Below are 20,400 nucleotides of genomic sequence, written 5' to 3'. Positions count from 1 at the left end.
CTCCACAAACGACCTGTCCTTCCTGATTATCAGGATAAAGAGCCGCGCGTAGGACGAAATCGTTACCATGCCGTTTAGCGCATTGGCGCAATCCTGCAAAACCTATGACGAATACGGCGAGCGCATTGCCAGCGCGAACAGTGGCAACATTGAGCTCGTGGCAATTGTCTTGATTGGCCCTTAAGAAAAAATCACCAGCCTTACAGGTAATTTTAAGCTTTATCGCTAAATATCCTGACCTGCGGCAAACCATGCGGGCGGTTGCCCCACATAACGGGTGAAGGCCACACTAAACGCGCTGGCGGAACGATAGCCGACGCGTTCTGCGACATCCGCTACCGCCATATTTTTGCCACGCAGTAAATTTTTGGCCAAAGCCATGCGCCAGGTGAGCAGATAAACCATCGGCGCTACGCCCACTGCTGCGCGGAAACGAACAAAGAATGCCGAACGGGATAGCGCGGAAACTTTGGCTAATTGCGCCACAGTCCAGGGATGCGCCGGGTTGGCGTGCATGTCGCGGATGGCCGCCGCCAGACGTTCGTCGGCTAAACCACTCATCACGCCAGGGTAAGCATGACAGATTGGCATCGAACGCAGCGCCTCAATCAGCAGCAGTTCCAGCAGGCGTTCTAGTACCACATGGCGAGCAGGACGCTGCGCACGACACTCATCCATCACCAGTTGTACCAGTGTGGTCAGCCGTGACTCCCCGCGAATATGAATAAATTGGGGTAACAGCGAGACGATCAATCCCGCGTCAGGCGCACCAAACTGGCAATAGCCAATCAGCGTTTGCACTTCAGCAGGCTGCTGCTGATCGCCAATCCAGAATTCACCGGGGCTAAGCATTTCCGGCAATGTTTCGGGCGCATCGTCATCGGGTGGTTCGGCACTGCTCATGCAGAACTCCCACGCCGCCGGGATCAGGACAAAATCGCCCTGCTCAAGCGGGATCGGTTCATGGCCTTTCATCTTCAACTGACTGCGTCCAGATAGTACCAGGCAGTAAAACGGCTGTCCGGTTTCACTGCGTTTGACGCGCCAGCGACCATTGGCGCGTGCACGTTTGGAAAAGGCCGCCTGAGGTTGCAGCAGTGACACTATCTCAGCAAGGGGATCGATCATTATGGACTCCTGCGAATGAAATATGGACTTTGCATTGTAGTGAGTCCATCTCACTGACTCTATAGTGAGCATCTACCCAATGCAATGCAGGAGTGAAAGATGAAAACGATCCTTATCACCGGCTGTTCTCTTCTGGCTTCGGACACGCCACCGCGATCTATTTCCTGGAACGCGGCTGGAAGGTGATTGCCACTATGCGTCATCCTCGCCCCGAGCTATTCCCGACTTCGGAAAATTTACGTTTATTGCCGCTGGACGTCTCTAATGCAGAAAGCATCAAACGGGCAATCGCTGACGCAGGCGAAATCGACGTACTGGTGAACAACGCCGGGATTGGTGTGCTGACCTCACTGGAAGGCACGCCGATGTCCACGGTACGCGAAGTGTTTGAGACTAACACGCTGGGCACTATCGCCATGACGCAGGCGGTGCTGCCTCAGTTCCGCGCCAAACGCGGCGGTACCGTGATCAACGTGACGTCCACCGTGACGCTGAAATCCCTGCCGCTGCTGGCGGTGTATACCGGCAGCAAAGCCGCCGTCAATGCGTTTACCGAATCACTGGCGCTGGAGTTGCAGCCGTTTAATGTTAATGTGCGGCTGGTGTTGCCGGGCCTGGCGCCCACCACCGATTTCGGCAAGAACGCCATGCCGCGCATGGAAGAGACCTTCCTCGAGGCTTATCAACCGATGCTGGATGGTATTATGGCAAGCATGCACCAACCGCAGCCCACCACCAAAGCCGAAGATGTCGCCGCCGCGATATGGCAAGCGGCAACCGATCCCAACGCACCGATGCGCATTCCTGCCGGGGAAGATGCGGTGGCTTTGGCCAACCAGACAACCTAAGCATAAGAACCAGGCAAATAGCCTGGTTCCTTTCGAGGTTAACGGTTATGTTGTTTGACTCCTCTGTTAGCCTTGAAGAATGATGGATGCAGATACACTGTCTGGCCCAGATGTCACATTTCCATGATGAAATTGCTGACATGCTACACCGCGAATGGTCCGAGCTACCTAACTGGCATGACCGCGATGTGATCCGCCAGCGGCTGCAATCACGCAATGCCGCTGATGCCCAAACGATGACGCTGTTTGCCACCACGCACGAGGGCGAATTGATGGCCACCGCCAGCATCATCCATTACGAATTGAGTGACATCCCCGAGCGTGAATTTTGGCTGGGTGAAGTAATCACCGCTCGCGAACATCGCGGCAAAGGGTTGGCCAGTGCATTAGTGACCCGCCTGATTGCCGAAGCGCGAGCAAAATCGATCCCTGCACTTTGGCTGTATACACCTGACCAACAGGCCTTGTATCGCCGCTTTGGCTGGCAGGACGTGGAACAGCGAAATATCGCCGATGAGGACGTCACGGTGATGGTGTTAAAACTGGATTAAGGAGCAATCGATGTTGATACGCAAAAATTACCCGGAACTGGGCGAAGTGAAAGCGCCATATGTGCACGCGGTGAAGCATGGCGATACCCTATATATTTCAGGTTTAACAGCCTTTGCCACACCCGCGCAGCAAGGCGATATTGCCTCACAGGCTGAGGCTATCTTTCAGCAGCTGCACCTGATTGCGGCTTCCGAAAATACCTCGCTGAGCCATCTGATTAAAGTGACCATTTTCATCACCTCCTTTGCCCAGATTAATGATCTGCGGGCCGTACTCTTCAGGCACTATGGCAATCATCTACCCGCCAGTTCGCTGGTGCAAATTAGTCAGCTGTTCTCACCGGATCTGAAAGTCGAGATTGAGGCGATTATCGCGCTGTAACCTGTGCAAGCTGTTGCAACGCGGCTAAGCCATCGCGAGCAATCCATGTGCGCAGCGGCGCGAACAGCGGCAGCGGCAAGGCTTCAGGTGCAAACCACTGCCAGCCTTCACACTTTTCCGGCTCCATCAACTGCGGTTCCCCCTGCGGGTGATGTGCCACCAGCAGTAAGGTGATGTAGTGCTTGTTGGCCTCGGGGAACACATCACTGGTGAAAGCGCCGTTTTGCAATTCGGTCAGGGTTAATCCGGTTTCTTCGAGCACTTCACGTCGTGCGCACTCATCCGGAGATTCACCAAATTCCAGATGCCCGCCGGGTGCTGACCAATCCCCTGCACCGTGGCTGCCCTTGCGGCGGCCCAGCAGCAGTTTTCCTTCACGGAAAATCAAAACGCCTACACCCACTTGTGGTGACATAAAAGCTCCTGATTGTGTTAATCGCTCGCAATGGTATGCGCTGCCTTGTACCTTCTGCAAGCAGACAAGCCCGGTTATCGCTGGGGTTTAAAACGCAATGCCATCACCATCATAACCACCACCCCGATACTCATTATGGCCCATGCGCTATCCAGTGAGTCGGCACGATCGCGGACAATACCGGCCATCAAGGGCATCAGCGCGGCCAGTAAATAGCCGCCGCCTTGCACAAAGGATAACAATCCCGCCGCCTCTTCCGGAGAATGCGCATGGTCAAGCGTCACGATCAGTGATAGCGGAAACAGCGCACCAATCCCCAATCCGAGTAGCACCGTGGGCAACCAGGCCAGCGCGCCGCCCAGCCATATCAGGCTGATTAATCCCAGCAGCAAGAAGGTCAGCACCAGCAACAGCGGAAAACGGCGGTCACGGAAGCGATGAATCAAGCCCGACACGATAAAGCCCGCCACCACTTCCGTTAGCGTCAGTGCACCGAGCACATAGCCGCTGTGCTGCGGCGTCCAACCATGCTGCATATAAAACGGCGGCAACCAGGCCAGCACCAGCGTGTAAGCCCCTGTACCAATTCCGAAGAACACCATAAGCAACCCACTATGGCGTGTTCGTACGGGTTTAACGCGCTGAGTATTCGCAGCAGAAACGCTGTGGCGAAACGTGATTAACCACAGTAGTACCGCAACAATCGCGGGCACAACGGGTATGGCAAGCGCCATGCCCAACCCCTGCGCATCCGCCAACGGGGCGGCCGTTGCGGCTGCCAGCGCTGCGCCCGCCATAATTCCGGTAGTAAACAGTGCCATTAGCGTGCCGGCCTGTGCAGCAAAGTGCCGTTTAATCAGCGCAGGCATCAATGCCTGAATTAAGCCTATGCCAATGCCCGCCACCAGCGCACTGGCAATCAGCATCTCAGCTGTTGGGACAGCACCGCGTACAAGGCAAGCTAACGCCAAAAGAATCAAACCGGCGGCGATGCCGCGAACCTCACCAACGCTACGCAGCAACCACGGCCCCGCCAGGGCAGACAACCCCATCATCACCACCGGCAAGGTGGTGAGTAAACTGAGTTGCGTGGCGTTGAGGTGGGATTCGCGTTGCAGTATCGGAAACAGCGGTCCGATGGCGGCCATGATCGGGCGTAAATTCATCGCGATGATGAAAACCAGTAAAGCAAACATGCCTAAAGCAGGTAAGGTACGAGTCACTTTGCATCTCCATGTGCGTCGAAAGTATCTTAACGTTAAGATACTTTGCGGCATTTCGATAGAGGGATGCGCACTAAGCAACACATTCGAGGGGAAATATGACCGACCACGTTGATTTTGTTATCGAGCAGTGGGCCAACGCCATGCCTGAGTTGGATGCCTCGTCAATGGCGATATTTGGCCGCATGTTGCGCATCATGAAGCACCTCGCCACCCGGCGCGCGGAGGCACTGGCTCCTTTCCATTTTCGCGATGGGGAGTTTGATGTGCTCGCTACGTTGCGTCGTGCGGGCCCTCCCTATTGCCTTTCACCCACGCAGTTGTACAAATCGCTGCTGATTACTTCGGGCGCAATGACTAATCGGCTCAATCGTCTTGAGGAGGTGGGATCCATTGAGCGCGTGGCCGACCCTGAGGATAAGCGCAGTATGCTGGTCGCCTTAACCGATGCCGGACGTGAAAAGATTGAGCAAGCCCTGCTGGTGCATACAGAGACTCAACGTGATCTGCTCGCGATGTTGAGTGTTGATCAGCAACAGCAGCTGCAGTCTTTACTCAGCCAACTGATGCAGGCATCCGAAGCCCAGCGGTAAGCATTTCGTCGGAGGATGTGTCAAAATATGAATTAATTCAGTACGCTTTCCGCTATGTTAGCGCTTCTGCTACGCCCTTTGATGGAATTAATGATGAGCACCAAATACGCCCCTTCGCAGATTTTTCTCCACTGGCTGACCTTCTTGCTGGTCGTCACGGCCTATTGCACCATGGAATTTCGCGGATTAGCGACGCGCGGATCCTGGCAGGGCTTTGCCATGATCATTGGTCATTTCAGCGCAGGGAGTTGTGTGCTGGTGCTGATTCTGTCACGCGTCATTCTGCGCTTTCGTCATCGCAGCCCGGCGATAGTCCCTAAACCGCCACACTGGCAAACCGGCCTGGCGCACCTCATGCACCTGGCGATCTACCTGTTCTTTATTGTGTTGCCGATTCTCGGCATTTTGTCGCGCTTCTATATGGGCCGCACCTGGTGGATTTTTGGTATTCCGATGCCGGTGAGCGGCGATCCCGATCCTGATTTTGCTGACAGCATTGCAGACTGGCATGAAACACTCGCCCCTTACGGCTACTGGCTGATTGGTATTCATGCCGTTGCGGCACTGGCGCATCATTATTTATTCAAAGACAACACATTACTGCGCATGATGCCGTCTCGTCGTTCACGCTAATCCTGCTTTCTGCGCCCGGTAATCGCACTGGCCGGGCGTCCAATAAACGTTGTTTTTAAAATCGTTAATTTTTTAATGATTCATTAGGATCATTCGTGTTTTTAGTATTATCTCTTCTCAAATGTCGCCATGATCTTTGATTTCTATATCTGCGAATCTTGGCAAAAACCATCCTTCTTACATCATAAGTCACTAATATGACGACTGCATGCCTAAACATAGAATACAAAATAACTCCGATTAAGAATGTCAGACCACCAAAGAACCATCTTTGTTTTTTTATAAGTTTGCTTATGTAAATCTTATCCTTTTCTTTATTAAATGAACTGCAGATAACCTCGACTGTTTTGGATGGTAGTGTGCTTCGAATTGATTTTTGATTTTCACAATCTTTTGGGGTAAAACCCCAATCCCCTTTACCAAAAAAATCATATTCTTCAGCTCCTTGTTCATTGAACCAAAACCACCCAGTATTATTTATGTTGATCAGACCCGCAGGCTTTATTGCTACAATTGCACTTCCAAATGACGAAGTGAAAACTAACAATATAATGGCAAATAAGATTGTCAGATATCGCCAGGAATACTTAGTAATTTTCAAATTATCCATATTTAGGTTATTTTTAAGCTTGCCAATGATTTTAAAATCAAGCTCATATTTCTTTATCCATTTTTCAAATGATTTCTTTTGAGAAATGGATATCGCTCGAGTATTAAAAAGGAAATTAAACTGCTCAATGCTATTTATTTCATGTATGAGGTCTTTTTTGTTCTGAAGTGCAGCGCCAAACAAAAATTTATGAAACCTATAGGCTAATGAAAAACCTGAGCCCGCCTTCCTTTTGAAAAAATAAAGCATAAAAATCAATATGATAGAGAAAAACAATATAAATAATGTTTTATTTTCAAGCAAGTCAGATAGATAACTAAATATTGAATCAAAAGAGAATTTCATTTTTTAGCCTTAATATTATAACTAACAATTACAATCATAAGTCAATTAACGTTCATGAGAAATTTGAAAACAATATGATGCATCACGCTCATTGTTTCTTTCTATTACGTTGTAATCATACCAACCCATAAATTCAATACCATATTTCAGTCCTTTCAAAACCAGCCGAGCATGGTTTATCAATAGACATTGTCATTTTATAGCTTGCATTACCATTCTCTTCTGCGCCCGGTAATCGCACTGGCCGGGCGTCCAAAATAGCGTTGAAACGCGACGCTAAAATTGCGCGGATGTTGATATCCCACTTGCCATGCCGCCTGAGCCACCTGAAATCCCTGTTCCAGCAAGCGATGCGCGTGCTCCATGCGCATCTGCAACAACATCGCGCCAGGCGTGCAGTGAAAATGCTGCTGGAACCCTGTTTTCAACTGGTAGTCACTTAACCCTGCCGCCAGCGCCAGCGCACTCAGCGAGGAAGCATCAGCCAGATGATTGCGCATCCAGTCGCGTGCCTGTTCCAGCCGTTCAACCATTTGAGGATGTAGCTTGTGCTGAGTAGTAGTGGGTTGAAGCTGATGACGATGCAACGCCAACAGGCTGAGCGCCTGAATTTCCAGTAACAACGGATCCTCATGCACCTGGCTGAGTTGCGCCGCGGTGGCGTGGCCGAAACGGCTAAAAAGGTGGCGCTTAAGCTGAGGCTGCAACAATCCTTCTGCAGCCTGTTCGCCAAAATAGTGGCGCACATTCGCCGCACTGAGAATCAGGCGCACCTGTTGCACCCGCTCACCCGCGCGATACAAACGCTCGCCCTGGCTGGCCTGAAAACTGGTCACGGTGAGATGCCCGGCGCTGAAAGCGATCTCACGTCCGTTGCTTTCCCGAAAGCGCGATTCTCCCTGCACACCAAAAGTCAGCACCAGCTGTGGCTGCTCGTTAGACGGTTTTGAAGACTCGCAGAGTGCCTGCACGGGCCAGTAATCCGATTGCACCATGCGCATCTCTCGCGACAGTTGATGCTGGCGCACACGCATTTCACCAGGCTTTTGCATCCTTTCTCCTTTCGCAGAGTTAAATCACCTTCTCGCAGACAAATGAGAATAAATTGCATTTACGCCAAAGGCTAGTCTGATGTTCACGTTACCTGTTCAGGAGATTGCTATGCGTTCACCGCTTCCTACCCTCGATCATCTGCTGGCTCAGCACGCCCTCAACGGCGCGGTGGCATTGGCATTTGAACACCGCTTGTTTGATTTTCTGGCGTTTCCTGCCACCGCTGCGCAAGTCGCTCAACATTATGACTGGCAGCCGCATCAGACCTATCATCTGTTACGCCTGTTATGGAGCACCGAACTGCTCACGCATGAAGCTGGCTGCTTTGTGCTGGCACCCGATGTGCACACTTATCTGTGTCACGACAGTCGCCGCTATATCGGTGACGCCTGGCGCTATCGTCATCAGGTGTTACAGCAGTTCGCTCAGCGGATGCCACAACTGCTGACGCAGGCGGAACCCGGCTGGCAGGATCCTTTGCAAATCGATACCGCGTGGGCGGATGCCGCCTTGCATCAAATCGCCCAGGAACAGCGTGCGCTGAGCGCGGACACCGCCTGCGCAATCGCTGATACCCTGGCAGATTTTCAGCGTCCGGCGCTACTGCTGGATATGGGTGGCGGTCCGGGGTTGATCAGCATTGCGTTAGCGCAACGCTTTCCGCAGCTTTCGGTGATCGTGCTCGACCTGCCTCAAACCGCCACCGTGGCACAGCGCAACATCGAAAAAGCCGGCCTGAGCGATCGCGGTTGCGCGCTGGCGAAATTGCCTGAAGGGCGTCAGGTGGACATTATCTGGAGTTCATCGTTTCTTTATTTTATGGCGGACAGACAGGCGATGCTGCGCGAGTGGTTCACACGCTTAAAGCCAGGCGGATTGCTGCTCAGCGCCCATGCAGAAGTCCCTGAGCAGCCAGAGGAAGCACGGCAGGTACTGCCATTTTTTACCCCGTTAATGATGCGAGGTTACAACGTCACGAATGAGGGTGTGCTGTGCGAGGAATTGCGGCAGGCAGGATTTGATATTGAGCGCGTCCAGCGGATGCAACCGTTCCCGATGTCACCGCTCAATGTCATCCTGACGCGAAAGCCTAAAACGTTAAGCTGAAGCTGTCATCCAGCAGTGCAATGATCTCGCTATCCGGCAAGCCATTTTCCAGCGTCAGGCTGATCCAGTGCTCTTTGTTCATGTGATAAGCCGGATAGACGCCGTGCTGCTGGCGCAGGGAGCCGGTGAGTTCGGGACGAGTTTTGATATTCATCACCTGTACCACCGGTCCTGCGTCCAATCCGAGTTTGTGGCTCTCCAGCGGGAACACTAACGCAAACCATTTACGGTGGCGCGGATGCCGCAGCACCGCGTATTCACTGTGTTTCATCCACGGATAGTCGGGTTCAACTTGGTAGGTTTGGCTGATGTGTTCGAACAGTTGCTGGCGATTCATGAGGGTTCCCGATGTGTGGAAATCATTATCGGCCTTGAGCAAATAGCACAAGGCCGCGCCCTACGTTATAAGGCGCGGCCCGTTGTGACAAGGTCTTCAACGCAGACGGCTGGCTCAACTCAACTGAAAACGTCCCACCGTTTGTGCCAGTTGTGCCGCCTGATCTTCCAGCGAACTTGCGGCCGCAGACATCTGTTGCACCAGCGCGGCGTTCTGCTGGGTGGTGCCGTCCATTTCATTCACCGCGATGGTGACCTGGCTGATACCGCGCGCCTGCTCATCGGATGCCACCACGATCTCACCGATGATAGTCCGCACTGAATTCACTGCCTGGGTCATCTCCTGCATCGTCTTACCGGCGTCCTGCACCAGCTGAACACCGCTGCCGACACGCTGGCTCGACTCCTCAATCAGCGCCGCAATCTCTTTCACCGCGTTAGCACTGCGCTGCGCCAGATTACGCACTTCAGAAGCCACCACCGCGAAACCACGCCCCTGCTCACCGGCACGCGCCGCTTCCACCGCCGCATTCAATGCAAGGATGTTAGTCTGGAAAGCGATGCTGTTGATGATGGCAGTGATATCGCCAATCTTCTTCGCACTGTCATCGATTTGCGCCATGGTCTGTACCACTTCACCCACCAGCGATTCGCCACGACTGGCGATCTGCGTGGCGTTTTCCGTCAACGCCGTCGCCTGATGCGCATTAGTGGCGTTGTGTTTCACTGTGGCGGTGATTTGCTCCATGCTGGCGGCGGTTTGTTCCAGTGCCGCCGCCTGTTCTTCCGTGCGCGAGGCCAGATTGAGGTTACCGCTGGCAATTTCGCCTGCGCCCTGACGAACGGAGGAACTGGCGTCCTGAATTTGCCCAACAATCTCACGCAGCTGGTTTTGCATAGTATGCAGCGCATAGAACAGGCTGCTGTTATCGCGCCCTTTCAGTGTGATGACGTTATCCAGCTTGCCGTCCGCCACCGCCAACGCAATGGTCGCGGCTTCCAGCGGCTCGCCACCGATCGGTTTCAATACTTTGCGGCTGAATAACAGCCCCAGCAGGGCGCAGACCACCAGAATGCTAATGATCATCAGTATCACGGCGTTGACCAGTTGACGATGCGCCGCCGCCATCACTTTGCTCACCGGCGCGACCACCCCGAGATACCATTTCTGATCGCTGTTACCGATCACCACCGGCTGCCAGGTGACCAATGCATCTTCACCCAGTAACGCGTCATGCTGTTCCATGACGTCTGAACTGTAGTGATGGGTATCGCCCTTCCACGCTTTGCTGGTTTGGTTTTTATCCGGGTATGACACTACATTCTCCGCACTGGACAGCAGCATGGCGTAGCCCACGCCATCCCAGGGTTTGATTTTATTCACTTTCTCCTGCAGCGAGGCCAGTGAAATATCTGAAGTCACAACACCCCACAATTTCCCCTGGCTTAGAATCGGCGCCGCCACGGACGTCAGCAGTGTGGGAACACCGTTGTAGGCATAGCTGTAGGGTTCAATTAGTGTGTCTTTTTGACTTTTCTGCGGTAGCAGGTAGTAGTCACCCTGGCCCGGTGTAAAGATCGAGGTTAGCGGGTGCATCTTGAAATTGCCCGACTGATCGCGATCGACGAAGAAGGCATAACGCCCCTTCGGTGCAGCACCTGGCTGGGTGGCGAACTCGGCGTCGCGGCCATCGAAGGCGTTTTCTTCAAAGACCACTGAAATCGACAGGTAGTCAGGGTTATCGCGCAGTGCCGACTCCATGACTTTATCGGCGACTTTACGATCCTGAATCCCTGCGGCTGGCAGCGCTATCAGACTGTGGCCGAGGTTATGCGCCACGTCTCGCGCATAGCTCAGCTCCTGCTGGATTTGCAGTGCCTGGGTTTGTGCAATCTGCTGCAGATAGTTTTCGGCCAGTGACTTTTGCTCGTTGCTGGACTGCCAGCTCAACACGCCGATGGTGACGGCAAAGCCGAGGGTGATGGTTAAGGCGCCCGTCAGCAGCATCTGCGTGCGGGTGCTCATTGTTTTCTTTGATGCGTGTTTGGCCATTATGGCGCTCCTGGAGTTGACACTTTTTCGGTTTAAAAATGAACCACTCCCTGTGCACCTACATCCCTCTGTAGAGACTATCGGCGCGCGGCGCAGGAACTTGATGGATGAGCAGGTCGGAGGAGAACTGAATGAGGTGTGATGTTGCACGGGCGCCCCTCAGGCCGCCCACCGGTGCATCAAAGTGCACCTTTGCGTCATGAATATTTGAGCAACGACCGGCGTCGTTATTTAAAGCTGTCGCTTGCGGCTTTGGCGATGGCGATTTCATTCGGGTTAGCAGAACCGCTGACGCCCACCGCACCAATGGTGTTGTTCTGCCACACCACCGGTGAGCCGCCGCCGAGCGGAATGACGCCCGGTAAGGTCGCGATAGCCGGTTCTTTACCGTTGGCGCGATCCATATATTTGTCTGTTGGCGTGCGATACAACGCAGCCGCACGGCCTTTCAAAATGGAGGAATCGATGCAGCCAACGGGGGCATTGTCCATACGGTTAAACGCCAGCAGCTGGCCTGACTGATCCAACACGGCAATACAGACGTTGGCGTTCAGCGCGTGCGCTTTTTCCTGCGCGGCCGCGATCAGCTTCTGCGCATCGCCCTGGGAAAGAATGGTTTGCGTCAGGGTGGCATGCGCGGCAGCAGAACCGAACAGCGCGGCGCTCAACAGCGCAAGGGATAAAGCCTTTTTCATTGAAGTTACTCCTTAAAGGGTCATACCGTTTTGAATGCGGGCGACGTCAACGCCGCCCGTAAAAGTTATTTCCGGCGGCGCAGGAAAAGGATCAATGCCATCACGATCACCAGCAGCGCAACGACGCCACCGATGATGCTTAACGCATGCGCGTATCGCACCAGCCAGCTGCCGCTTTCGCCTTTCAGCGTTTGCTCAACATCAGCTGGCGTAATCGCATGCTGCGGGTTGCCGAAGTTGGTAGAGACGTAGTCCGCCACTTTGGCCAGTTCGGCCTGACTAAACTGCGTGCGAAATTCCGGCATAAAGGCGTGATCGTTGCCAGTCTGTCGGTCCACGCCTTCCGCAATCGTCATGATCAGGTTGGCGGGATCGTCTGACAGCACCGCTGAAGATCCCACCAGCGAGGGATAGAAACGCTGAGCATCGTGGGTTCCGCGCCCGTCACTGGCGTGGCAGGTGGCACAGGCACCGTTGTACAGTTGCGCCCCGCTCATCGCATCGCCGGAGACATAATCGGCGATCTCATTTTTCATGCCGGTTTCAATGGCTGACAGCGGTGTAGGCTGTGGCGCCACCGACGGGGCTTTACGATCCGCGCCGCCAATCGCAGGCACCTGCTTCAGGTAATGCGCCATTGCCTCCAGATCGCTCTGCTGCATTTTCGAGAACGAGTTCTGCACCGCGGTGCCCATCTCACCCGCGGCAATCGCTTTACCGTGCAGCGCGCCGGTGCGCAGATAGGTGACAATTTCCGCATCGCTCCAGTCACCGATGCCCGCCTGTGCATCTGGCGTGATATTCGGTGCCGTCCAGCTGCCAACCTTGCCGCCCGACAGGAAGCGATCGCCCTGTTCCGCCATCATGCCGTTACGTGGGGTATGGCAGGTGGAGCAGTGCGCCAGCGTGCGCACCAAATACTCGCCGCGTTCTGCACTGCCTGCGGCCGCATCGCTGCCTGGCACTGCCGAGCTATCCAGGAACAGTAGATTCCACATCGCCATCACCGGTCGGAAAGAGAACGGGAACGGCAGATCGGTTTCAGGCGCTGGATGATCGTCGGCTGGCACACCGAGCATCAGATAGGAATAAAGTGCGTGGATATCCTCATCTGAAAGTCCGGCAAATGAGGTATAAGGCATCGCCGGATAGAGGTAATGATTGCCCGGTGCTTTGCCTTTGCGCATCACCGCAGTGAAATCCGCCAGGCTATAGTTGCCAATCCCCGCGGTCTTCGACGGCGTAATGTTGGAGCCGTAAATCATCCCCATCGGTGACTGAATCGCGTAACCGCCCGAGAAAGGTTTGCCACTGTGCGGATCGCGATGGCAGGCCGAGCAGTCACCGGCGGTGGCCAGATATTTCCCTCGTTTGACCAGATCCGGCGAAGCATCCTGTGCCTGCACGGCACCGGCCAGCAACAGGCTTGCCGCAGCCAGATGTCTGATATGTTTGCGCATGATCAGATCTCCCTCGCGATGGTATCGGCCATACGCAACGCCAGCGCGATCCCCGTCAACGTAGGGTTCACCGTGGCAGAGGTCGGCATCACGCCGGTGGTGGCGAGGAACAAATTGGGATGGTCCCAGCTACGACAATGCGCATCGACCACCGAATCACGCGGATTATCCCCCATGATGGTGGTGCCCATGATGTGATACTGATTACGCCAGCCGGTCGGGGCTTCAATCACTTCACCGTTAAAGGCCTGCAGGAAGTTAGCGAAATCCTTGTACGCCTGCGGGCGCATACCGCGCACGTAATCATCAAGATGGTAATTGACGTTGAGCATCGGCAGGCCAATTGAATCTTTGCGATCGTAATTTGGCGTCACGCGGTTGGTCGGACTTGGCAGCGTTTCACTCATGGTACTGATGTTCATGATGCGCGAGGCGCGGTCGCGAATCGCATCATCCAGCGCTTGCCCCATCATGCCTTGCTTCAGCAACGGCACAGTGACATCAACGTTGGGCACCAGGTTACGCAGTGAATAACGGATCGCCGAGTGCTGTGCGCGACTGGCTTCATCGCGGCGATTGGCGATAGTACCGTGCTGCACTGAACCGCGCCCGGTCCACAGCGGTTCGTCAGCGAGGAAAGTGAGGCTCAAACCGGTATGATCCATCAGGTTACGACCGACCTGATCGGAACTGTTGGCCACTTCATTCATCAGCAGCAGCTTCGGCGTTTCCAGCCCGTGAGCAGCGATGATGAAAGTTTTGGCGGTGAGGCGCGTGTCTTTGCCATCGGGCTGACGGTAGTGCAGCGCGACAATCTTGTTACCTGCGCCTTTCTCCAGCTTCCAGGCCACACATTCGGTGCGTAACTGCACGCCCAGCGCCACGGCTTTATCGACGTGCATATCACCGGAATACATCGCGCCAATCGGACAGATCGGTTCGCAGTTGTTGTTGCCCGCGCAAGCCGGACGGCCATCATAGGGACGTGACACGCGCGCGTGCGGCTCATGGATCACCTGATAACCCATCGGGCCCAGCTTTGATTGCATGCGCTGCACCATATACGGCTTGGCTTCCGGCGGCAGCGGATATTCCGCTGAACGTGGCGGATAGTGACCGCGCCCTTGCCCGCTTTGGTCCTCATTGGCGGTGCCGACGACGCCGACTTCACGCTCGGCTTTGACATACCAGGGCTCCAGCTCGCTGTATTCAAACGGCCAGTCGCGGCCAACGCCGTACACGCTTTTCAGCTTGAAGTCGTTGGGTAACAAGCGCCAGCAGGCGGATGCCCAATGACGCGTACTGCCACCGGCCACGCGTAAATAGCTGGTGACGTATTCGAAATCGTCATCCCCTTTGGCATCGATATAGCCTTCGGTGTAAGAGTTGGGTGCCCACGGCAGATTCGGATATGGCGTGCACCAGTTACGTTTACTGGCGCCGTTTCGGTAGTTTTCCACCACTTTCCAGCGTGGAATATAAGGCCCTGCTTCCAGCATAATCACCGATTTGCCCGCTTTCGCCAGCTGATAAGCGGCGTTGGCGCCCAGCGCACCGGAGCCGACGATCACCACGTCGGCATCAAATTCACTCATGATGTACCTGCTCGATTCTTGTTATAGGGTATTGTGCTGCGCCAGCATCGCCTCGGCTTCCACGAGGGTTTTGGCTTTGCCCTGCACCATCAGTAACCAGGGTGCATCAGGCTGCTTAATCTGCTTTGCGGCGAGGGGCGATTGATCGCCCCATTCGCGGATCAAGGTGGACATCGGTGGCGCTGTGACGCCCGGAGGCACTTCAGCCCAGTAATCACCGCCCGCTCTGGCATAACTTGGGCGAATGGTGTGATCACGCGTGGGCTCATACATCAGCGCCGACAGGAAGGTCACGAAGTGCGCGTCATCCACCGCTTTGGTCGTAGACGGATGACCGATATAGCCGAGATACCACGGCGAAATAATCGTTAGCGCGGTCTTCACGTCCGCGTCATCGAGTTGCGCGACGATCTGCTCACGATCTTCGCTTTGCAACGCATTGAGACGCGTCATCAGGCGCGCTAGCTGAGCCGGGAACCCTGCATCCTGTTCACACAGCAGCGTCCATAACCGTTCAGAAATGCCGATATCGAGGCCACGGCGTCCGGTTAGCAGTTCACTGGCGCGCAACAGCAGCGCTTGTGAGGCATCAGCAGGTGCGGCCAACAGGGGTTGCAACGGGATTGAAACGATGACCGGTGTGGCCATCATCAGTTGTAAAAAACGTCTTCTTTCCATGGCTAACCTGCTTTCAACGCCGACAGCGCGCCCTGCGCCGCTTCCGCATCCACGTTGCCATCTGGCGTGCTGACACCAATGGCGCCCACAACCACACCGTTCACTTTCACTGGCTCACCGCCAGGCAGCGGCACCACCACAGGGTTACCCAGCATGCCGACATTACCGGCAGCGATTTTCTGCTGGAAGCTGGACGTCGGCACGCCAAAGGCGGCGGCTGAGTGCGCTTTCTTCGGCGCGAGTTCGCTGTTGGCCAGTGTGGCACCATCCAGACGCTCATAAGCGATCAGCTGACCAAAAGGATCGACCACCGCAATCGCGCCGCCGGTGTGATGGCTGCCAATAATCTGCTCAGCTTTCTCCACCAGCTGTTGCGCCTGGTGATGGGTTAATACGGCGACCTGGTTAACGGGTTCGGCGGCCTGGCTCGCGGCACAGAAAAGTCCACCGCACAGCAGCACTGTCGGGAGTTTTTTCATGGGTTTTATCCTGAATAATTAAAGGGTTAGGTGAAAATCTTAATGGCGTGCTAGACGTTGCTGAATCAGATGATCGAGGCTCCATTTACCGCCGCCGTTCAGACACAGCATCAGGAAACCGGCAGCGCAGGAGATATTTTTTAACCACACCATCAGGTGTGCGTGGCTATATCCCTGATAGAACAGGAATCCGGCCAGAACCGAGAACACCGCCATAAAAATGGCCGTGAATCGCGTCAGAAAACCAAAGGCAATGGCCAGACCGCCCCCCACTTCCAGCAGGATCACCAGCGGCAGGAAAAAGGCGGGAACACCGTTGTTCGCCATGGTTTGTAGGTTGTCTGCGTAGTGGGTGATTTTGTCGAGACCCGAAGCGAAGAACAGACCCACCGCCATGACGCGGCCGAGCACAGCGAAGAGATCTTTTGAGTGAGACATGATGTAACCATTCTATTATGTAGTTGTTAATGAACCAAACGGTACACTCTATAACTTTAGTTACATTTATCATTTCGTGCGGCTAAAAAACGCGCAATGGATGAGTTGTGCAACTTTGCGGTGCACTTTGCTCAAAACAACGACGATAAAATAACTGAGGGGCGTCAGGGTACTGAGGGAGGTTTTTGAAGTGGATCACACTATTTATGCGGTCTTTAGCCTGCTGATATACGGCCGCTGCGCTCCGCTAACTCTACGTTTTTAACGATTTTTTAAGTAAAAATCCTAAAGCGTATAGCAGAACACTGTCCCAGCAATATGCGATCTGTTTGTTTACAAAATTCCAACGTTATGGCGAGTGACGTTTCAACTTCCGTCTGAGGGCATTATTCCTGCCAGGAATGAATTAATAACCTTCGCAGAATATTTTTTATCGGTTGTCGATGCCAGGATGACGTAAACCCTATCGGAGAACCGACATGACTTATCGCTTTCTCGTGACCACTACCAGCCTCGGCCAGGGCGGCCGTGAACTGCTCGCTGAAGCAGGCTGTGTGGTCGATTATCTGGATGACGCCAATGACGTTGCGGAAGTTGAACAGCGTATGAGCAGCGTGGCGTATGACGCGGTGATCTCGCGCACCGTTGAATTGAACGCGAAAGCCATCAACGCTTGTCCAACGCTGAAAATCATCTGCAAACACGGCGTGGGCGTCACCAATATTGATGTGGTTGCCGCGACTGAACGCGGCATTCCGGTGCTGACCACGCCAGCCACCAATGCGCAATCTGTTGCCGAACTGACGCTGGCGCTGATGCTGAACTGCGCGCGCCGTCTGCCCTATTTTCAGCAGGAAGTCGCCGCCGGGCGCTGGACCCGCAGCGGTGATGGCGAAGAACTACATGGCAAAACCCTGGGTCTGGTCGGCTTTGGCGAAATCGGCCGCCGCGTGGCGCGCTTCGCGAGAGTGATTGGGATGCAGGTCGCATTTTTCGATCCCGCTGCTCCGGCTGATGGTGACTTCGAAGGCGCGCAACGCTGTGATTCACTCGACGATTTACTGCCACTGGCAGATGTGCTGAGTCTGCACTGTCCGGTCACGCCCAAAACCCGTTTGATGATCAACGCGCAACGCCTGGCACAGTTGCCTGCTCACGCCACGCTGATCAACACCGCTCGCGGTGAATTGATTGATGAAGACGCGCTGGCTGCCGCGTTACAAAGCGGGCAACTGCGTGCCGCAGCGCTGGACACGGTGACCCTTGAGCCGCTGGCTGCCGATCATCCTTTCCGCACGCTCAGCAACCTGATCGTAACCCCGCATATTGGCGGTTCCACCCCGCAGGCATTGGATGCCGTCGCACAGAGCGCAGCACGTCAGTGTCTCGCTTTTCTTGATAACCAACAGATCAACCCATCCGCCTGCGTCAATCCGCAGGTGTTAAACCGGAGTTAACCTATGACCATCCATAAAGACTGGCCGATTGGCTATTTCATCGGTGAGCGCGGCGCACAGATTGATGCGGGCGTGATTGATGCCTTCCGTGCCTTGCCGGTGCCGAACATTGGCGACTCCATGGGGCGCAGTGTTGGTGCGCTTGGCTTACAGGCTTATCACAACGATGCCAACCTGGTGCTGTGCGGCCCGGCCATCACCGTGAAGGTGCGTCCTGGCGATAATCTGATGATCCACAAAGCCATCGAGATGGCGCAGCCGGGCGATGTGATTGTGGTCGATGGCTCGGGCGATCTGACTCAGGCGCTGATCGGTGGCTTGATGCGCACCTCTGCCGTCACCAAAAAGATTGCCGGTTTTGTGATTGATGGCGCCGTGCGCGACCTGAATGAATGGGCAGAAGGCGGTATTGCCTGCTGGGCACGGGGTAACACCCTGCGCGGCCCTTCTAAAGAAGGCCCTGGTGAAGTGAACACCACGGTGCACTGTGCAGGACTGGTGGTTTCACCGGGCGATTTGATCGTGGCAGATGCCGACGGCGTGATTGCAATCCCGCAGGATGAGCTGAGTGTGCTGCTGCCTCGCGTACAGCAACATGCCCAGCGTGAGGAGAAGATCCGCGCCAGCAACGTGGCAGGCAACAACGACCCTGAGCGCTTCAACGCGATTCTGCGTGCGAAAGGCTGCCCGGTTTAACGTTAACACCCTGAATCACCTGTGTTATCGGGTATGGCCATCCGGCCAGCCCTTAACAAACCATTATAAAAACAACGGAGTACCCTACCGTGCTGAAAAAAATTTCGCTGAGCGAGTCGATCCCCCCGCCGATGACCTGGCGTGACAACTTCACACCAGAAGAAGGCAAAGCATTTGGTGCGCAACTCTCTGCGCGTCTGGAACGCTTACCTGCCGCCCGCCCGCTGTGGCTGATTATTTTTGCACTGGCGTTGGGGGGGTGGTTTGAAGTGTATGACGTGTTCCTGACCGCCTATATCGGTCCCGGTATGGTGCGTGAGGGGATTTTTTCCCACGGCAGCCATAACTTTTTTGATCCCCATAGCCTGGGGGCGTTTGTCGCGGCGATGTTCCTCGGGGTTTTCCTCGGCACCTTGTTGATTGCCAATCTGGCCGACCGCATCGGGCGCAAAAAGGTGTTTATTATCGCATTACTGGTTTACGCGATCGCCAGTGGCATTATGGCGTTTCAGCACCATCCGTTTTCCATTGTGTTCTGGCGCATTGTGTCGGGGATTGGCGTTGGCGCCGAGCTGGTCACCATTGATGCCTATGTCTCCGAATTCATTCCGGCGCGTCTGCGCGGCAGATCTTATGCCTTCGTGCAGGCCATCCAGTACACCTCGATTCCGACCATCGCTTTCCTCTCATGGCAGCTGGTCCCCCAGGAAATTCTCGGGCTGAGCGGCTGGCGTTGGGTGGTGTTGTTTGGCTGTATCGGCGCGGTGCTGGTGTGGATCCTGCGCATGGGCTTACCCGAAAGCCCGCGCTGGCTGGTTGAGCAAGGCCGTTACAAAGAAGCGGAAGACGTAGTACGCAGACTGGAAGCGCGCGTGGCTAAATCCACCGGCGCGACGCTGCCTGCCATTGATAACCCTTTGTTGCAGCCCATTGAATCTAAACCGGCAGTGAAAAATGAGATGTGGCGTCCGCCTTACCGCCGTCGCACCCTCATGCTGCTGGTATTCAACTTCTTTCAGTCGATTGGCTATTACGGTTTTGCCAGTTGGATCCCGACACTGCTGGCAGCAAAAGGTGTGACCTTTACCCACAGTTTGCTCTATTCCTTCCTGATTGCTTTTGCCAGCCCGTTGGGGCCGCTGGTGGCAATGAGCTTTGCCGATCGCATTGAGCGTAAGTGGCTGGTGAGTGGTTCCGCGCTGGCCATTGCCCTCGTCGGCACGGTGTTTTCCTGGCAGTCGCAACCGGTGATGCTGGTGACGTTGGGACTGCTATTGTCGCTGGCCAGCACCTGTATGACCTTCTCCTACCGAGCCTATCAGGCCGAACTGTTCCCGACGCGTTTCCGCGCTAAAGCGATTGGATTGGTCTATTCGGTGAGTCGTATCAGCGGCATGTTGTCAGGTTTTACCATTGCCTGGGTGCTGAGTGAGATGGGGGTCAGTTCAGTGTTTGCCGTGATTTCCGGCGCGATGGCGATTGTGGTGTTTACCATTGGTGTATTTGGTCCACGCACGCTGAATCGCCGCCTGGAAGAGGTGAACCCCTGAGGGCGTGATGACCAAAGGGATGTGATGACAATGTGTTTATGACGGGATTAGGCCGCAGCCTAATCCCGTTTTCAA

At 54.7% G+C, this 20,400-nt stretch carries 21 protein-coding genes and 2 pseudogenes; 10 read left to right on the top strand and 13 right to left on the bottom strand.

Annotation, left to right across the window (positions count from 1 at the left end; translation table 11 throughout):
• Window positions 1-52: 52 nt before the first annotated feature.
• A pseudogene (locus CRO33_RS08840) lies at window positions 53-184 on the top strand (DUF2000 family protein); the annotation flags it as partial.
• Window positions 185-225: 41 nt separating this feature from the next.
• Here the strand turns inward: CRO33_RS08840 and CRO33_RS08835 are convergent.
• The gene (locus CRO33_RS08835) at window positions 226-1,128 is read right to left on the bottom strand and encodes an AraC family transcriptional regulator (protein ID WP_097117876.1); all 903 of its coding nucleotides are present in this window, start codon (window positions 1,126-1,128) and stop codon (window positions 226-228) included.
• 99 nt (window positions 1,129-1,227) lie between these two features.
• Between CRO33_RS08835 and CRO33_RS08830 the strand changes: the two are divergent.
• The 3 genes and pseudogenes from CRO33_RS08830 (at window position 1,228) to CRO33_RS08820 (ending at window position 2,909) form a co-directional block, all read left to right on the top strand.
• Window positions 1,228-1,976: pseudogene (locus CRO33_RS08830) on the top strand (SDR family oxidoreductase).
• Between the two features lie 86 nt (window positions 1,977-2,062).
• Window positions 2,063-2,527, top strand: coding sequence for a GNAT family N-acetyltransferase (locus tag CRO33_RS08825; protein ID WP_097117875.1), 465 nt, complete (start codon window positions 2,063-2,065; stop codon window positions 2,525-2,527).
• A gap of 10 nt (window positions 2,528-2,537) precedes the next feature.
• Complete coding sequence (locus CRO33_RS08820; protein WP_097117874.1) at window positions 2,538-2,909, top strand: RidA family protein; 372 nt, start codon at window positions 2,538-2,540, stop codon at window positions 2,907-2,909.
• Here CRO33_RS08820 and CRO33_RS08815 read toward each other — a convergent pair.
• Window positions 2,896-3,324 (bottom strand): nucleotide triphosphate diphosphatase NUDT15, encoded by a 429-nt coding sequence (locus CRO33_RS08815; protein WP_097117873.1) that lies wholly within the window; start codon window positions 3,322-3,324, stop codon window positions 2,896-2,898. The two genes, CRO33_RS08820 and CRO33_RS08815, sit on opposite strands and share 14 nt — an antisense overlap.
• A 74-nt stretch (window positions 3,325-3,398) precedes the next feature.
• Window positions 3,399-4,547: an MFS transporter gene (locus CRO33_RS08810; protein ID WP_255253258.1), complete on the bottom strand. Its 1,149-nt coding sequence runs from the start codon at window positions 4,545-4,547 to the stop codon at window positions 3,399-3,401.
• 98 nt (window positions 4,548-4,645) lie between these two features.
• On the opposite strand from CRO33_RS08810, the gene CRO33_RS08805 reads away from it, so the two are divergent.
• Window positions 4,646-5,140: a MarR family winged helix-turn-helix transcriptional regulator gene (locus tag CRO33_RS08805; protein ID WP_097117871.1), complete on the top strand. Its 495-nt coding sequence runs from the start codon at window positions 4,646-4,648 to the stop codon at window positions 5,138-5,140.
• Between the two features lie 93 nt (window positions 5,141-5,233).
• Complete coding sequence (gene cybB / locus CRO33_RS08800) at window positions 5,234-5,773, top strand: cytochrome b561 (protein WP_097117870.1); 540 nt, start codon at window positions 5,234-5,236, stop codon at window positions 5,771-5,773.
• A gap of 64 nt (window positions 5,774-5,837) precedes the next feature.
• Here cybB and CRO33_RS08795 read toward each other — a convergent pair whose 3' ends face one another.
• A complete protein-coding gene (locus CRO33_RS08795) occupies window positions 5,838-6,728 on the bottom strand; it encodes a DUF6216 family protein (RefSeq protein WP_097117869.1) in 891 nt (296 codons plus the stop codon).
• A gap of 209 nt (window positions 6,729-6,937) precedes the next feature.
• Entirely contained in the window at window positions 6,938-7,780 is an 843-nt protein-coding gene (locus CRO33_RS08790; RefSeq protein WP_097117868.1) for a helix-turn-helix transcriptional regulator, read from the bottom strand.
• Window positions 7,781-7,889: 109 nt separating this feature from the next.
• On the opposite strand from CRO33_RS08790, the gene CRO33_RS08785 reads away from it, so the two are divergent.
• A complete protein-coding gene (locus CRO33_RS08785) occupies window positions 7,890-8,888 on the top strand; it encodes a class I SAM-dependent methyltransferase (RefSeq protein ID WP_097117867.1) in 999 nt (332 codons plus the stop codon).
• Here the strand turns inward: CRO33_RS08785 and CRO33_RS08780 are convergent.
• The 8 genes from CRO33_RS08780 to CRO33_RS08745 all read right to left on the bottom strand — a co-directional run bounded on the left by CRO33_RS08780 (window position 8,872) and on the right by CRO33_RS08745 (window position 16,622).
• The gene (locus CRO33_RS08780; protein WP_097117866.1) at window positions 8,872-9,225 is read right to left on the bottom strand and encodes an MmcQ/YjbR family DNA-binding protein; all 354 of its coding nucleotides are present in this window, start codon (window positions 9,223-9,225) and stop codon (window positions 8,872-8,874) included. The two genes, CRO33_RS08785 and CRO33_RS08780, sit on opposite strands and share 17 nt — an antisense overlap.
• A 114-nt stretch (window positions 9,226-9,339) precedes the next feature.
• Entirely contained in the window at window positions 9,340-11,277 is a 1,938-nt protein-coding gene (locus CRO33_RS08775; RefSeq protein WP_097117865.1) for a methyl-accepting chemotaxis protein, read from the bottom strand.
• Between the two features lie 227 nt (window positions 11,278-11,504).
• A complete protein-coding gene (locus CRO33_RS08770) occupies window positions 11,505-11,972 on the bottom strand; it encodes a GlcG/HbpS family heme-binding protein (protein ID WP_034829794.1) in 468 nt (155 codons plus the stop codon).
• A 65-nt stretch (window positions 11,973-12,037) separates the two neighbouring features.
• Window positions 12,038-13,432: a cytochrome c gene (locus tag CRO33_RS08765; RefSeq protein ID WP_097117864.1), complete on the bottom strand. Its 1,395-nt coding sequence runs from the start codon at window positions 13,430-13,432 to the stop codon at window positions 12,038-12,040.
• A gap of 2 nt (window positions 13,433-13,434) precedes the next feature.
• Complete coding sequence (locus tag CRO33_RS08760) at window positions 13,435-15,027, bottom strand: GMC family oxidoreductase (protein WP_097117863.1); 1,593 nt, start codon at window positions 15,025-15,027, stop codon at window positions 13,435-13,437.
• A gap of 21 nt (window positions 15,028-15,048) precedes the next feature.
• A complete protein-coding gene (locus CRO33_RS08755; RefSeq protein WP_097117862.1) occupies window positions 15,049-15,705 on the bottom strand; it encodes a sugar dehydrogenase complex small subunit in 657 nt (218 codons plus the stop codon).
• Window positions 15,706-15,707: 2 nt separating this feature from the next.
• On the bottom strand, window positions 15,708-16,184 hold the full coding sequence (locus CRO33_RS08750; RefSeq protein WP_097117861.1) for a GlcG/HbpS family heme-binding protein: 477 nt from the start codon (window positions 16,182-16,184) through the stop codon (window positions 15,708-15,710).
• Window positions 16,185-16,223: 39 nt separating this feature from the next.
• A complete protein-coding gene (locus tag CRO33_RS08745) occupies window positions 16,224-16,622 on the bottom strand; it encodes a DoxX family protein (RefSeq protein ID WP_058961083.1) in 399 nt (132 codons plus the stop codon).
• A 479-nt stretch (window positions 16,623-17,101) separates the two neighbouring features.
• Here CRO33_RS08745 and CRO33_RS08740 point away from each other — a divergent pair, with 479 nt between their 5' ends.
• From CRO33_RS08740 to CRO33_RS08730, 3 genes are all read left to right on the top strand, one after another.
• The gene (locus tag CRO33_RS08740) at window positions 17,102-18,079 is read left to right on the top strand and encodes a hydroxyacid dehydrogenase (protein ID WP_097117860.1); all 978 of its coding nucleotides are present in this window, start codon (window positions 17,102-17,104) and stop codon (window positions 18,077-18,079) included.
• Window positions 18,080-18,082: 3 nt separating this feature from the next.
• Window positions 18,083-18,775 carry an RraA family protein gene (locus CRO33_RS08735; RefSeq protein ID WP_097117859.1) on the top strand — a complete coding sequence of 231 codons (693 nt, stop codon included), beginning with the start codon at window positions 18,083-18,085 and terminating at the stop codon, window positions 18,773-18,775.
• Between the two features lie 89 nt (window positions 18,776-18,864).
• Window positions 18,865-20,325, top strand: coding sequence for an MFS transporter (locus CRO33_RS08730; protein WP_097117858.1), 1,461 nt, complete (start codon window positions 18,865-18,867; stop codon window positions 20,323-20,325).
• Window positions 20,326-20,400 lie beyond the last annotated feature (75 nt).

The organism is Pantoea sp. GL120224-02 (assembly GCF_900215395.1).
GTDB lineage: Bacteria > Pseudomonadota > Gammaproteobacteria > Enterobacterales > Enterobacteriaceae > Pantoea > Pantoea communis.
The sequence above is the reverse complement of the archived record's forward strand: the minus strand, read 5'-3'. Positions and strand labels throughout refer to the sequence as shown.